The organism is Novipirellula aureliae (assembly GCF_007860185.1).
Classification (GTDB): domain Bacteria; phylum Planctomycetota; class Planctomycetia; order Pirellulales; family Pirellulaceae; genus Novipirellula_A; species Novipirellula_A aureliae.
Genome location: NZ_SJPY01000002.1, coordinates 149,899 through 166,932, shown reverse-complemented (window position 1 = coordinate 166,932; position 17,034 = coordinate 149,899). Strand labels below are relative to the sequence as shown.

At 53.8% G+C, this 17,034-nt stretch carries 1 protein-coding gene; it reads right to left on the bottom strand.

Annotation, left to right across the window (positions count from 1 at the left end):
- Positions 1-81: 81 nt before the first annotated feature.
- Positions 82-16,875, bottom strand: a complete 16,794-nt coding sequence (locus Q31b_RS06580) for a tandem-95 repeat protein (RefSeq protein WP_197171062.1) — start codon at positions 16,873-16,875, stop codon at positions 82-84.
- Between the last annotated feature and the right edge of the window lie 159 nt (positions 16,876-17,034).

The window sequence follows — 17,034 nt, the reverse complement described above, 5'->3', positions numbered from 1 at the left end:
AAGTCGTGTTTGTTCTGATTATTCGTCCATGAGTGCGGGGCTTGCAGCGGACCCACATTCATGGAGCGTCGCTAAATGCTGCTAAAACAATCCGTTGCTAGATGCTTCATCAAATAGTGAAGTGAGTGCTTCGTCAACCTCGGATGCTTTGGATTCCGAATCGATCTCGTCCACGGAGGCCGACTCGAACGAATCGACGACCGTTTCGAGCGAGGCGTTACCGATTTCGAATCCAGCCTGCAAAACCGCATCTCGCGAATCGATCGTGGTGGGTCCCGCTGCAATCAACGTTTCGGGGCTTTCCGGATCAGGACTTACCGCCATCGCGTTGCGAACGGGCAGGTTGACTTCCGACATCGCCGCGTAGGACAGACTCGCCGCCGCATTCGCTGTCGTGGTGACCTGTTCGCCGGTAACCTGTTCGCCGGTAACCTGTTCGCCGGTCGCACGCTGTGGGGTGGTCGATCGCGCATTCAACGTGTTGATGACAATCAACGCATCAAAGGCAGTCACAAATCCATCACCACTGACGTCAACAAAGTCTGGCGGCGGGTCACCAATTTCGCTCACCGGAAGCGTTGAGCGACCGTTCATGATCGGGCTGCTTAGCAGGTTGATAATCCGTAGTGCATCGATTGGCGAGATATTGCCATCCGCTGTCACGTCGGTGACCAAGTCCTTGTTCGGATTTTGGTAGCGAGATTGACTTAGCGTAAACGATACCGTCGCGGTATTGCTTCGTCGGCCGGTCGAATCGAGCACGCTATACGTGTACGATTTTGTTTGACCGATGCTGCCGTCAATGGCCTTGTAGGTAAACGTTCCATCCGCCGACACAACAAAGTTCGGATCCGCAGGCGAGATTGAATTCACATCGACCTGGATCGCTTCAAAATCAGCATCAAAATCATTCTGCAGCAAACCGCTTGTTGGATTTTGAATGCTTAGTATCGAGCCCACCGACACGTCAAAGCCCTCGGACACACCATAGTTGTCATCGACAGCAACCGGTGCATCTGGTTGAGAGGTGACGGTGAATGTGAATGAGTCACTAATCGCTGGTGAACCATCATTGGCAGCAATCTCCATCTCGATCGAACCAAATTGATTCGGTTTGACAGCGATCGTCATGTTGTTGCCATCGAACGTAACCGACTCGACAACACTACTGGCTGCAATTTGAGCCGCCGTCGGATTGAATTGGTTTCCAATCCGAGTGACAGAGTATTCGAGCGGAGTGCCGTCGGGATCAAAGAAGATCGTCGTCAAATCACGAACCACGTTGACATCTTCTGGAGTGACTAACGGATCGAGGGTGCCGATCTTGGTGGGGGCGTCGGGCGTGTCATTGACCGTGACGTCGATCGGTTGGATGGTAGGCAAGCCGGTCGAATCGGTTGCAGTGATCGTCAATGTTGCCGTGCCGAATCCATACGCAGGCATTGTGATCGACAAGACATCGCCAACGACTTTCGCATCGGAAATCGCCATTTTTGCTGACGTGTTTTCGTACGCCACCGCATAGCTAACCGCGTCGTTCTCAGGATCCTCGAACCAAGTTGACAAGTCGTAGTTAACGGTCTTGCCGCCCGCTTTGCCTTCGTCGATCGACAGCGATGTTTCGCCTTGGACGCCGTTGACGCCGACAAAGAATGGCGGATCGTTCTCGCCACCCACATTGATGACCACCGTCGCCGTCGATTCCAAGCCAAGGTTATCGCGAACCTTGTACTGGAATTGATCGATGCCGCTAAATTGTGCGGGCGGAGAGTAAATCAAATTGCCATTCGCAATGCGAACGGTTCCTCGGCGGAACGTCGTGAGTGGGAAGTCGGTGGTGACAAGCGAAATCGTTTGTCCAGCGGCGACTTCGTCCGTCGGTCCTGCAGCGTCGTTGTCAAGGATGCCGGTTTCCGCAGCATTGCGAACGGCGATCGTTAATTCGGTATCCTCATCGGCATCGTAATAATCATTGACCAATCTCGGAGGATCATTCACGGCGTCGAACGAGATCGAAACGGTGCCGGGATTGGCAGCCGTTGCAGCCGTTTGTCCTGTGCCAGGCACATCGGCAACGAAGTAAGTAAACTTATCGCCCAAAGCCGAATTGAAATCCTTCGGCGGTGTATAAACCAACCGCGTTCCACCATCGACGATCGCGATCGTTCCTCCATTTTCGGATGTGAACGGAACGTTGTTAAACCCGACCGAAGTGAACGCCAAGGGTTGAGCCGCTGCAACTTCGTTCGCTGGACCTGCCGAGTAGTACGGCGTGATCAATTGAGCACGATCGAACGTTGTCACGGTGTCTTCGTCGATCGTGACGTTGGTGACCACGTCGGTGGTGGTCGCAAACGGAGCATCGTTGACGGGCAGCACGTTGATCGTCACGGTAATCGTGCGGGAACTAATCAATGTTCCATCGGTCACGTTAGCGGTGAACGATGTCGTCCCATAGAAATCGGGTGCTGGATTGAAGGAGAACGTGCCATCACTCTTCAAATTCAAGCTGCCCGCGATCTCGCTACCGCTCATCAACGTTCGGACGCCAACGTCACTTGCAAGGATCACGGGAATGTCGCCGGTGTTGGGGTCGACGATTCCGACGAGCAAACCGTCATCATCTGACGTCCCTTGCGTAAACGTGCCGTCTTCGTCTTGAACGATAAGCGGAGAATCCTCCGGAGTCGAAAAGACTCGGTTTGCTTGGGCTTCACTGACGATCGGCGGTACGCCCGGCAGCAACCGAAGTGCATAATCTTCGACTTCACCGCTAAGTGCCATGCCGACGGAACTCAGGCCACCTTCGCGGGAAACGCGGAACCGAGCGAACGTTGTCGCTTCTTCATTCAAGTTCCAAGGGTAGTCGGGGTAGTTCACGTAGATCGTCCGAGTGACGGCAGCGCCATCCATGCCAGCGTCAAAACGCTCGCTGAACATGATCTGATCCCCTGGATCGGTAAAGTCGCCATCGGCACCGAAGTCAATCCAGCCATCGACAAACCCACCACCGGTAACCGTGACGGTGATTGGCAGCATCAATTTGCCATCAATGATCGTTCCGACACCCTTGTTGAGAATGCCTTGCGGATTAATGTCACTGACGAAGCTAACACCCTCCTCGTCGTTGCCACTGACGACGGTCGTGGAACCGACGACATCGACGGACGCAGGATTGACCGGGCTTTCCGCAATCGCATCGGCAATCGCTTGAGCGATTTGTTCTGGCGTGCTCGATTCCGAAGCTTTGATTTCATAGTGGTCTTCGTTGAACTGACCGTCCAGATCGAATTCCAACGTCGCCGTCGCATACCCCGTGCTAACCGTGATCGTATCACCGTCACGATTGGCGAGCGAAACGGTCGGATCGAGCGAGATGGTGGTCTCACCATTGACAGTCGTCAGAACAAACAAATCGCTATCGGTCGTGACCACTAGGCCTAAGTTGTCACCGTCGGCTTGGTTGCTTGGTTGGCCATTGGCATCGATGTCGACGCTACTGCCGAGCATAATGCTATCACTGACCACATGCCTTGGTCCATTGTTGTCAAGCGTTGTTGGATAACGTCCTGGAACACCGCCGACGGGATCGGCAGCATCGCCAAAGTCCATGCCAATTCCTGGCATGAGGATGGTGAACTGAGTCGTTTGGTCCGGTCGATTGGGTTCGAGCGAATTGCCATCGACATCCTTGATACCCGTCAGGAAGAAGGAATCGATATCACCCTCAAAACCGAGTGCGTTTTCGACAAAGAACGTCGAGCCACCACGATCGGTTGCGATCAGATCGGTGAACTGAGCGACTTCCTCACGATTGATCGCTTGGATGAAGGCACGTTTCAAATCTTCCGTACTCGATGTCGGAGAGATAAAGATTGGCTGAGCACCACCCGGCGTACCCGTCACGTTCAACGTTGGCGCCAAGGAGGCGTCAACGATTGTCCCTGGAACATCAGCGATGTCCACGATGTTTCCAACGACTGTTGCAGGTAGCGTACCTGGATCGCTAGCGAAAACCAAACTGCCGGGATTGTTATTGATGGCCGCCGCCAAACTCGTCGCAATCTCCACCGCCGTGCTAGACGATTGGAAGGGGATCTCGATATGTCCAACCTCGACACCACCGCCACCCAGGATCGAGTTGAACTCGTAGGTCACCTCGACGTCGCCTTGGCGAATCGTGAGTTGTTCTCCGTCGGTAACAATACCGCGGCGAGTGGTGATTGGGACCCCCGAGACATCGTCTGTCGGATCGAGAGGGTCGTTTTCAATGCCCGTTGTAATGACGCGATCATCGGTAATTCGCCCCAGTGAAATGCGTCCGCTGCTGCCGAGTTGGACGGTTGCGGTGATTTCAGCGGTCGAACCATTGATCGCAGCTACCAAGGCATCGGCAATCAGGTTAACAGGATCAAAGGTATTGAATGTTACCGGAATCGCCCCTGGAACTTGTTGAAGCGTATTGGTTACGACAAACTCGAAGATAACGTCATTGCCTAGTGGATCTTTAAGGATCAGTACGCTGCCTCCGGTAAAGCCCGCACCTCCAGATGGTGGCAATTGAAGTAGTAGCGATCCGAAGACTTCGATACTCGAACTGCCTTCGACATCGGGTTGGCCGACGAGTTCAAGTTCCGTACCGGTTGTTTCAATGAGTAGTCCTGCTTCACCACCTAGTGAAACTTGACCGCCATCCAAAACGGTGATTGCCGATTGTTCCAAACCAGCGATGATCAGGTTGGGGGCCTTCAAGAGGTCGGCGATCATTTGTCCGAGTTCTTCACCCGACGTCATCCGAGTGATGTTGACCGGGATGTGGCCCATGTCGACGCCATCGTCAAACGTGGTGCCCAATATCGCATTGGGTTCATCCGTCCGATTGAGCTCCAAAATAACAGGGGCCGATCCATCATTTGGCGTGATCGAGATCAAATCGCCATCGGTTGGCGTCCGGCTAAAGCTAACAACCGACAATTGTCCCGGCGAAGCGGAAGCGGTGCCGTTGATATCAAGGTCCAAGTAGACAACGTTATCGTAGACGGTTGGTGTTAACCGCATGGCGTCACGGATCGCCGTTTCAATGGCGATAGCCAAATCTGCCACAGGCAGGTTGTCAGCAATCGGGATCGCGATATTGTTGAGGTCGTTCAAGACTCCTGCATCGTCGAATTCGAACGTGACGGTTTCGGTACCATCAAAGATCGTAAAGGTGTCGCCATCGACAACCCCACCCACCCCGGCACCCAACGCGGGCAATTGCAGGGCGACGGTCCTAGCGTTTTGGACCAAACCATTTCCGCGAGTATCAACAACCGCGCCTGGCTCGGCGCCGATCTGGACCGTCACGCCATCGAGTGAGACTTCGACATCCAATGTCCCAGCGTCGACTTGTGACTGGATCGCCGTTTGAATGTTCTGGGCGATTGTTTCGCGGTAAGCTTGAAGGGCGACGGGTTCTTCCGGCGTCAAGCCAGCTGGCAGGAGGACTTCGACTGTATTGGCAAGTTTGGTGTCGCCAGGACGATTGAACTCGAAGACAACGATGGGGTTGGTGCCATCGTCAATTTGGAACAAATCGCCGTCGCGAACGCCACCTAGGTTCGAGCCATTGACCGGAACGGTCAACGCGATCGTATCGGGAACCAGCAATTGATAGCCCGTCTCGAATTCAAAGACGATGTTGCCGCCACCGACATCGGTGATCGATATTTGGTCGCCATCCGAAACTTGTTGAGCGTTTGGCGCGACCAAGACCGATCGGTCGATGCCATTGACCGCGATGCGGTAGGCGCGATCGTTTTTCCAAATGCCGGCAAGTGGCGTCAGGATGATTGTGCTCTTCGTGACATCATAATCGAACGAATAGTCGATCCCCTCTTCGAGCAATTGCTCGTTTTCGAACACGGTTACATTCGAACCGTTCAGTCGAAGGCTCGGGCCGTTTGGTGCCACGATGGTACTATCGTCGACTCCGTGACCTAAGTACGGATCGGATTCATCCCCGTTGTCGCGAAGTTGAATACGGAACTCTTTATAGATTTCGTTTTCAAATTTGACATAGGTCGTCGTACCATCGACGTCAATGACTTCGGCATCGTTATCACGAGGCACGTTGAGGATCGCAACCGGTCCGACGAAATCGGCAAGTTCCACGGCACCACGATCTTTGAAAATCGTTTCGCCAACGGTATGCGGCGGGGCGTACAGCGGATTGTCCGCGCGGAAAACGCCGTACACATCCCTGCTCGGTGCAATCACATTGTTGGCATCGATGCCGATTGAGTTCTTGACTTCGATGAAACCTTCGCGATCGGTAATGGAGTTGACCGCCGTATCAATGATGTGAGCGTTAGGAGCTGGCAAAAAGTTATCGCCAGCTGGGTTGACGAACAAAACGTCATTGCCACCAAGTGTTTCGTTGAAGTCGTCGGTGCCACCGTTGACGTTGCTCGGACCAGGAGTGATCGTCAATCCACCGATGGGCGAATTGATCAAAGGCCGTAAAACGCCGGTTCCCAAGGCAATGTTTTGGAACGTGTTGGACACAACAATCGTTTCACCCGGCTTGGGATGAGCACCTGAATAGGTGATCTCGTTTACCACCCCTTGATGCAGATTCGAGAGCACATTATTGAGGACCGTTCCACTGCTGCCGCCGGTCAACAGAATGCCGGTTTCGGGCAACACTTGATCGATATTTGATCCATCCGCTGGTGCTAGATGGAGTCCGGCTGCTGCCGCCTCTGGACTAATCGTAATCTCGGCCGCTCGTTCGATCAGCACGTATTGCTCCGACACGCCGTTGCCTGCGCCGGATCGGTTGTGTCCGAACGTCGTATTGTGGTCGGCAATTGTATTGAACAAACGCAGTCCACCATTGTATCCCTCAATTCCCCCAATCGCTTGAGCCGATACGGGAGCGATCGGACCGGAGACGCCTAATGGGCCATTGTTGGAGGCATGGTTGGGAAGTGGCGAAGCGCTTCGATTAATCACAGCCGATATCGCTCTGGAAATGTCACCAACGCGATAGACATCGCCACCGACGAGAGGGATGTTGATGTTGCCATTGCCGCCGCCGTTGAATTCGAAGGTCTGGGAATTGGTCCCGCCTGCCAAATCTGGAATTTGCGTGATTGTAAAGGTTGTGCCAGTCAATGCTGACGCATCGATTGTGCCGGACCCGCTATCGATTGCCAATACGAATGAACGTGAAGCATAGGCCTCGATTGCAATGTCGTAATTGCCTTCACCGCCAGTCCCGTTGACTCGATCCGAAAGTGAACGTGCGCTGTAGGTTTGATTCCCCGCTGAAGAGACAGCCACGTAATAGGTGCCTTCGCTCAGCGCGGTATAGTCAAGGGACGGATCTCGAGTATTCACGGTATCCGTCGTTTCGCCACCCATTCCGGTTTCCAAGTGATCCGCTACCGTGCCGACATCGTTAAACGCGACCTCGATACCATTGGAATCAAATAGTCTCAAAACGGTGTCGGGACCACCCTCTACCGTATCGACATCCACAACCAATCGTTCTCCAAGACCAAGTTGGACGCGGTACATGTCGACATCCGCTGATCCGGTGACCAGTCCAACCGAATCGCCGATGATGCCGCTGCTTGTATCCGATGCGATATACGGCCCGTTATGAGCGATACCAACTTGAGTTTCGATGGCATTCTGCAAGAGATCGTTTGATTCGGTGCGAGCGGACCCCGTGAACTGCGCCTGAGTTCCATCCGCGCCGTAGATTGTGTTGTTGATGATTCGACTAATCGGTTGTGCCGACTCGTGAATCGGTGCAAAACCGCTTGCACCGAATGGGTTTTGCGAGGGGCCTGCGCCCGTGAAGCTGAAGCTGAAGTTAATATCGGTCGCTCCCTCGATATACACCGACGCATTGGGGGTCACCAGGTTTCCAATCGGCCCTCCCCCCCCGTCGAAGAACGGGTCATTACCAAGTAGCGAGGAACCGAGTGTGACATCCACAAGCGGCACCAAGCCATTGCTGACCAAAATGCTCGAGTTGATCGCATCGTAGATCGCCAACATCACCTCGTGGCGAGTGTGTGCCGTGGTACGCCCGTTGTAGGGGGTTGCGTCCGATCGACGATAGTAGATCGGCACGTGACCATCTGTAAACCCATTACCACCGCCGGTTCCGCTACCACCGAGATTCGCAGCAGCGCCGCCAATGTCTTCGAACTCGAAGACCACGCGAGTGTCCGCGGCGTCGATAATCATTACCAAACCGTCGCTGATCGAATCGCCGAACGCTAAGCTTTCCAATCCGTACAAGTCGGATTCGATAACCAGTGGGCGCAGGTCCCCTTCCACTTTCACACCTGCAAAACCCGCTTGATCGATGATGTTATTACGGACCACGATTCCTGGGGTCTGACCACCAATGACATCATCGTTGGCTGTTAAGAAATTTCGAACCGCTCCGGGATAAGCGTTACCGATTGGGGCTTGATCGAGGTAGTTGTTGATCGGGTCGCGTGGGTCCACGTCACGCGGTGCGGATTCACTAAACACACCAATCGCTCGAACATCGCGAATGACATTGTTTTCAATGATCACTTGGCTTTGGGCACGACTCACGTTCGAGTCGCCAATGCCGTTGTTTCGAACCACCGGCAATTGGAAGGATGCACCTGCTCCGCCAAGCGGAGTGCCCGAGGGGGGCAGCTCACTTGGTGAATCGAGTTCAAGGAAATCGCCGAAGACTCTCCCCGCCAAAGCGATCGTCACATCGCCGTTTCCACCGGTTGCTGACCCGGTGGAGTCGGTTGCTTGGACATTGATCCGGCCTTGGGAAACCGGAGAGTTGATCACACTGACAATGGCATCGGCAATCTCGGACCGAGTACTGGTTGCGGAGTAGGGGATGCGGATGTTACCAGCGGTGATACCCGAGGAGGTATCGAGATCGAATTCATAGGTAACGCTTTTCGTTCCATCGCTCAGAACAAACGTGTCTTTATCAGCAATTTGGTCCGCATACGGTGCAACGATCGTCGTCGACACCGATTGCCGCTGGTTGGTGTCGAACGTGTTCTCGAGAATCAACCCACCGTTACTAGCGTTTGCATAAGTTGCTCCTTCACGGATTTCCAGTTGATATTGGCCGCCTGATGCTTGAGAAAAGCCGGTGATGTCGACGTCACCGAGTGGTGCACCGGTAATCAGCTCGCCTCGTTCTGCGAAACCAACAATGAAATCGTCAAGGTACAATCCCTCGGCGGTCTCGATGGAGGTCGTGTCGGTTGTATAGGTGATTTCAACGACGATGCCCGTATCGCCAGCAAAGCTGGCTAGCGAGGAAACCGCTTGGTTCCAATTCGAATTGGTTTGGTTCGACGGAGTCAATTCCGTATCGGGAAGTTCCATTCCTGTAGGATTTTCGTTACTTCGTGCCCGGATCGTGACGTTGTCGTTACCCGCTGGGTCGTAGAAGTAGTTGAAGTAGAAGCGAGGAAGATCTTCGGCTCCGTAGCCTGCTAAGTCGAACGGAGCACTTTCGAGCGTTCCACTCGGTTCGCTACGATCGAAATGCAGCGACTGATTCGTCGGATCCCCACCATCACTTGGATGTGCTTCGACCGAGACTTGTAGCGTGTAGGTTCCACTCGTGGGGCGTGCATCAGCGTCGAGGGCAAACGTTCCGGTGGCTGCATCAAACGTGGTTGCTTCGGGAGAGATGGCCACGTAATAGGTTCCCGCCGCCAATCTTGTCTCGTAGTACGGGTCATCGCTGACAGAACGACCAGGTCCTCCAGGTCCTCCAGGCCCTCCATTTCCAGAATTTGGCGAACTGCCACTTGCTCCATCGCTGACTTGCGAATCCGTTCGAATCGCGAGTTGATTGAAGGTCGCATCAAATAGCTGAAGCTTCAGGTCGACACTGTTCCGGTTGTTTCCAAAATCAAAGAAATTTGCTCCGTAATCAATGTCGAGAATGACTTGAGCAAAATCCTCGGTTACCTCGAATTGATAGATGTCGACAACCTCGTCCGGCGTGGTTCCGTTGACGGTCGTATGGGGGATCGTGCGAGAGGTATTACGGTCCTGGTCACCGATGTCTTGGTTATCCGCCAAACTCCACAACGGATCATTGAGCGACAAATTTTGGGCCGTTGCAAACGTGTCGCCCAGCCCATTGATTTCATATTGCACACTGGTTGGGTAGTATGCGGCTGTGCGAGAACCGTTAAACGTTTCTTCGCCGCCGTGGCCACGATCCGACGCTCGATCGACAGTGACCTCCCATCCGGCAGGCAATGCCGTCGTGTCAAACATGGCTCCTTCACGAGGTGCTTCGGCGGTACCGCCACCAATCTCACCGATGTGGTCTTCAAAAATTCGCAATACGGATTCGAGTGGTTCACGTCGTGTTAATGGATCGGTGATCGCTTCCGCAACCCGGCCATCCGCGACGAGTGCGACGAAGTAAGAGCCAGCATCAAGCGAGATCGGTCCGATAAACGGATCGTCGCTGGTATCCGAACCACGCGATAGCACGTCGGATGGATCGCTACTGCCAAGCGCTGTGGTTACCACATTGGCCTGGTCATCCACGATATTGCTGCTTTCACTCGCCAAGATCAAACGTGGGGCAACACCCTCATCGAATCCATCGGGATCGTAGAAGACGTACATCGACGTATCGGTCTGGGAATAATCGAGGTCAAATACGACCGAAGTTTGTTGGACTCCGCCTACCGTTGGGTTGACATCGAATTGATAGAAGTCAACGTCGAAACCGCTCGAAAGCTCGCCACCCACGCTAAACACCTTGTTATTGCTGTTTAGCAAATCGCCAAGGTACTGCGGGCGTTGACCTGGATTTTCATCATCGAATTCCAAACTGTCATTGCTACTGGCGAAGGAAATCTGCTCATTCTCTTGGGCTTCACCGAGCAGTGGTGATGAGCTCGGTAAGCCTTGCGTGTGAATCCCATGATTGGCATAGCGAATGTCCGTATAACGAACGACGCTTCCAGGGAATTCTTGTTCCTCTTGAAGCCGCAATTGGACGCTATAGCCACCGCTGGTAAGACCTCCATTGGCATCGTCAGGATCGACCGAAGCACTACGGACACGGAAGAAGTAAACGCTACGTGCATTGGCGTCGGCTGTGCTACCGGGCAAGATGTAGCGTATGCCTGCGTCGCGAGGATTTTGAGATTCAAAATCAATATTGCCGGCACTCAACGCAAAGCCATCATCGCTACGGTCGATGATGTTACCGCTTTCGTCAAGCAGCTCGATAACCGTGTCAAGATGATAACTCGTTTGATCGATATCAATCCAAATCTCGGTTCCAGGAGAGCCGAAGAAGCTATAGGTGTCGATGTCACCCTGTCCTGCCAAATACCCTTCTACCTCAAAGCCAAGCCGATAAACGTCGTTGGCCGTATTGGTATCGGCCGCTAATTCGCCGAGCAGCTGTGCTGTTTCCAGTTCTCCGTTGATGCCGGGTGCCAATTCCGTGTTGAGTTCATATTCCAACGTCGTGCTCACGTTGCGGTCATTGCTGAACTGGTCAAGCAGCACGCTTCGCCAATCGTTGGGCTCGGCGCGAGAGCGAAGCGCATCGCCGTTCGTATCGGTGAACGGAGTTCCGTCCGGTTGCAATCCCGCGCCGACGGTGTCGTCAAGGAAGCTGGTCAGGATGACCGGTGCACCCGGTTGACCAAGAATATGAATCGTACCGCCGATGCGATCTGAGATGTTGCTAGGGCTGCCCGTCGCGGTGAAGCCGGTCCCCTCGGTATCGCCGGTTTCCGATCCCTCGCCGAACAATTTGACAACCAAGCTCTCGTCGACTCGGCTCATCAGACGAAGTCCACCCGAAGAATGGAAGTTTTCGACTTCGATGGAGTCGAGTAGAACGTGAACGATATCGGTATCGTCCCAAACACTTTCGGTGGTCAGTGTCCCGCCACGAATCTCCATTCCCGAAATCTGACGAAGCCCCACGGAAGCTTCTCCAACCGTATCGACATAGCGATTGAACCGAACCATCGGACCAAAGTTATCATCGAGAACACTTAACCGTTCGTTGGAGCCCGTTTGACGCCCTGCGTCAATCAATCGTTCCGCCGTGAACGACTCGCTATCGATATCGATAATCGCCCCATGATTATCGGTGAAGGTCGTGCCCACAATAATCGGCTGGGCACCGCGGACAAAGATGGTTGCCGGATTGATCGCTAAGCGTCCGAAGCGGCCCGCGGGTGCCGATCCATCCTGGCCACTATCGTTATACTCGAATTGCGAGTTGGTGATGCGGCCATTGGCTTGATGGAGTTCCAAAGCCAAAAAGCTCCCGGTTTCACCACCGGGCATGAGTGTTATCCCGCCACCATAGGCAACCGTGGAATAATCCAAGCTAATCGTCGATGTCGGACTGCCATAGATGCCGCCCCAATCTCCGTAGTCAGCGTCGGTGGAACCGCCGAGCACGTCGGCATCGTTGTTCGAATCGAACGTTCCTCCGGCGCCAAAGCGGTCATCAAACACGCTGGTAAAGACGATCGGTTCCGCGGAGGTTCCTTCCGCCAGCAATTGGGCACCGTGGCCGACTTCGATGCGTGCACTGCGCATCTTGATGACCATGCCAGGGTCGACAACGAGCGACGCGTCCAACCGACCTCGGATCCCCGTTCGCGTCGTATCGAGCACGCCGTCGGTTCGTGTTCCTTGGTCCAAAAAGCTATCCCCTGTCGCATCCAAATTTGTGATCAGATAGAACGGGCCGGTAGGACTGTCTTGGCGATACAAGCGGCGTGTCAAATAATCCGAATCATTGGGGACTTGCGGCAAACCAAACAGTTTGACCGCCGAACCACTTGTCGTCACATTGAACGAAAACTCGGTGGGACTCGCAAGCGATTCAAACCCGTTTTCATCGACAAACGTCATTCGATAATTGTAGGTTCCGGCATTCAACGTGCCGTTGCGAAGTTCCGCAGCACTGACCAGCGTCACACTCGGTGCAAAACCGTCTTGAATGGAACCACCGGGTGTTCCTTGAATGATGATGTTCTCAGCGACATAGTGGACAATGTCGGTGTCGTCGAATCGCCCTGCAACGGTCAGCTCCTTGGGGGACTCATTGCTGGTTGTGGCCACCCGGATGAACAGCCCGTTGATGCTGTTATTGAACAGTTGGTTGTTGTGAATGTCAGGACCGACGCGGTCATAATCGGGCGTGAAGATGCCGCTAGCTTGATACTCGGGTGATTGATAGCTTGTTTCTTTAAAACTATCCGGCAACGCACTAATCGCCGCGTCGGCGCTATGCGAGATTTCCGTGAACGAAATCGTTGGCCGTCGATCATAGATGTCAATCGGGTTCGCTAATTGTGAAACCGAATCGATCATCACGTTGCGACTACCGCCGTAGCGGATTTCGGCATGGTTGATCCGATCTAAGAAGATTGCTTCATCCTCCAACCCACGGCGACCTTCGGCAAGATCGATATCGTTTCGCAATCGGATGCCGCCCCAATCGCCAGCGTTTGCGGTGGGTGTGCTTGAGGCCGCCGCCGCATCAACCGCTTTGTCATTAAAGCTAGTGAAGATAACACTGCCATCGTCGTACCCGGTTAGACCGGCGTTCTCGTCTGCCAACAAGGTTGGGACTTCACGCTCGTCGGGAACGAGATTGTTCGTTTCAGTTAAGTTGATCAATCGGGGTGTGCCAAGGACTTGCAGCACCCCATTGCTGCGGTCGACTTGGATCGTACTACTGCCGACACTGATGTAAGAGGAACGTAATTTAAATGCAGCACCGGCATCGATCATCGTGGTTACGCCCTTAGGCACTTCCATCGCCCGCCCATCCGCATACGTACCGCCGCCGACATCCGGAATGCCGATCTGGTAACTTAGATTGTCGGCTTCGGTAGACATGTCCCCATCAAGTCCACCATTGCCAATGATTCGCACAATATCGCCTGGCTGCGCGGCAGCAAACGCATTCGGTACGTCGGGGTTGGCAATGTTGTTAAACGGTTTGGCAAGACTACCGTCCGCGCGGACTTCCGAAGACTTGTCGACAAAAATGTTACGCCCTGTGATGTTGATGCCAATCGCATCATCCGACATGGTGACCTGTTGCTCACCTAGAATTTCAATCGTATTGCTGTTCAACCGTGTCACGGTAACGCCGGTTTCAGCCGATCTCAAATTGATCGCTTCACTGAGCGCATTGGCGAGCTGAGTCGCAGGGGTTTCGGGGGCCGTGCTGCCATCGCTATAGAATATGGGGATGTTGCCAAGTTCCGCGGTGGAACCGTTCAAGACGTATTCGTAAGTTCGGGAACTTCCCGGGGTCGTCCCGATGATGCGAACGGTCTGTCCCGGTACGATTTGGCTGCCACTATCGATAAACTCCAAACGACGGTTGATCGGTCGAGTTTGGAACCAGAAGTTATGGTTGCCGCCCTGCTCGCCATCCGCGTCTCCGTCCAAGATCGAACCAGGAACGCCTTCCCGATCGCTATCTAAATCCCGGATCACATCCCGCTCGTCGACCTTCGGTTCGAACTTTAGGTTCAATTCGTAGTTGCCTTGGCTCAAACCGCCAATGCTGCTGCCGGCGATGGTTGGGTCATAGTGATCGTTACCACTCGCTGCAACGCCGATATAGTAGGTGCCTTCGCCGAGCGAGGCGGACAGCATGGAATCTTCACTAAAATAGTCGTCGTTGCGGCTGAGTTGGAACAAGCCGCCACCCGATAGTTCCAATGTCGAAAAGTTGACGATGTTGCCCGAAATGTCGGTGGACCCATCGCCCGAAATCAAACTCGCTTGGATGATCGAACTAGCGAATGCATCGCCATTGATCGCGTCGATGACCGCCTGGGCCGATACGGCTGAGCCACGCGGTAGATCCAGCGTGACGGTGTTGTCCAAAACAACGCCCTCCGAATCCAGCGCACGTCGAACGATGACCGCAGTATCACCCGCGGCTCGATCCGACTCGACGAAATTGATCTTTGAATGGTCGCCGATGCGACCGTTCAGCAGGGAATCAAAGCGAACGTTCAAATCGCCCGCCACCCCAAAGTTGGTGTTGAGCGATGCCTTGATCTCTTGGAACAACGTCAGCGTTGTGTCTAGCATGCTCGAATCAGCGAGTCGTTCAGCAAACGTCTCCGCCGTCAGCGTTCCAACCTTGTTAGCATCATCCAAATCGATCACGAAGCGATACAAGTCGAGGTCGACGGAGTCGGGGTTGTAAAGGTACTGGCCATGCAAAACATCAAAATTGCCTGGGAAGACCGGTTCTAAATCGCCGAGCGTGTTGATCGATGCATTCAAGAAACTGGAACTGAGACTCATCAACGTTTGAGCTGGCAAATCGGGGGTGGTTTCCAAGCCCAGAAGCAAGCCGATACCAGCGGCTACGTTGCGGAAGAATCCTTCGCCATAAGCGGTGTCGGTCTGGTCGGTCAGAACGATCGCTGAATCAGCAAACGTGGGGTCGATGCGCACGGTAGCACTGATCGCGGATTGAGAATAGATTTCCGTTCCAGCGACAGGCTGCAAGTTATTGCGGTTACCGATTGCAAACGTAATCCCCTGATCCTGGGTCTCGCGGAATTGAACGCCAATCTTTGCCGACCACAAGCTCAACGCTTCACGAATGCGAGACTTATGGACCTCTCGAATCTGGTTCAAAAACGATGCGCCGGCAGCATTTGTATCGAAAATGTCGTTGAAATTATACGAAATCTCCGTAATGCCATCGGTCGCGTCGGCCCCAAAGTTTGCGTTGATGTGCTCGAGGATGCTGTCGGAATCGTCATCGAATTCTCGGTGACCTGGGTCATCGTTACCACCAGGCAAATTGATATCGAACGATGTTGGCTCAATCGCGGCAACGTATACCTCGTTGAAAATCGGGCCGATACCGATCGTCCCCACGTCGTAGGCGGTGTCAAGGGTTTCGCCAGTATCGCCTGCGCTGATGGACACCCGCGTGGGTTGAATGATCAAGTCAAGACGATCATCGACCGCTGAACCGACTCGTAAACGGAACGTTCCACCACTTGCAGGAACATTTGGCAAATTGTTGATGTCGTCTTCAAAAAACAGACGGGCCGTATACGTCGCTGCATCGTAGACCACTTTCTCCGGATAAAACAGCAAATCATCCGTCGTGCGAGCGGTGTCCTGGGTCAGCAAAAGCTGGTAGAAGCGAGGATTCTCAGCCGAACGATCGGTCGGATTTCCCGCTGCATCGTTTTCGACGAAGAGTTCGTCTTCGTTGAAATAGACCACGATCTCATTGCGGTTTTGCTTAAGCGTCTCTTGGAACGTCCCGTCTCCAAGCTGCTCGCGCACCCGAATGACCGGTTGGGGAACGACCGATTCGACCAATGCCCCGAGCCGCAAATCAAAATTGATTACCTCCGAGCGCGCACCGCTCGTACGTGGCTGCAGAAGCTCCCCATCAAGATTGCGAATTCCAGTAATGCCACGCTGGGCGTCGTCGTACCCAAAGACCTCGATCCGATAGTTGTCATCTGGCAACGACTCGGCAAATCGGACGATCACTTCGTTTTCGTTGGGGTCGCCAATGGTGACAAGTCCGGGCGTGATTTGGACGTCATCGTCGGTGAAAAACAGATCGTCTGGACCGCTGCGTGTGATTTGAATACCACCAAGCGTATCGGGATCGATCTGCTGGTTCTCGTCGAATCGGAACGTCAACACGCTTGGTGCGTTATTGCGTATTGAGCCTTCGACAATCAAGTCCCCCTCGTTCGGCTGGATGCCGATTAATTGAGGCCCTGCCAACAATTGGCGTGCTTCAAGGGTTTCGAGCAAAGATTGACGACGTAGCTTCTTCGCCACCGACTTAGACCGCTTTTGCGATCGAATTCGAGACGGACGAGAAGTTGAATTTGACGTTGTCGACGATAAAAATCGCTTACGCGAGGTCATAGACCGAACCTTCCAAAGGATGCCAGCAGACAAATCGTGTTTGAAACGCAGCAGTGAGGAGGATGTGAT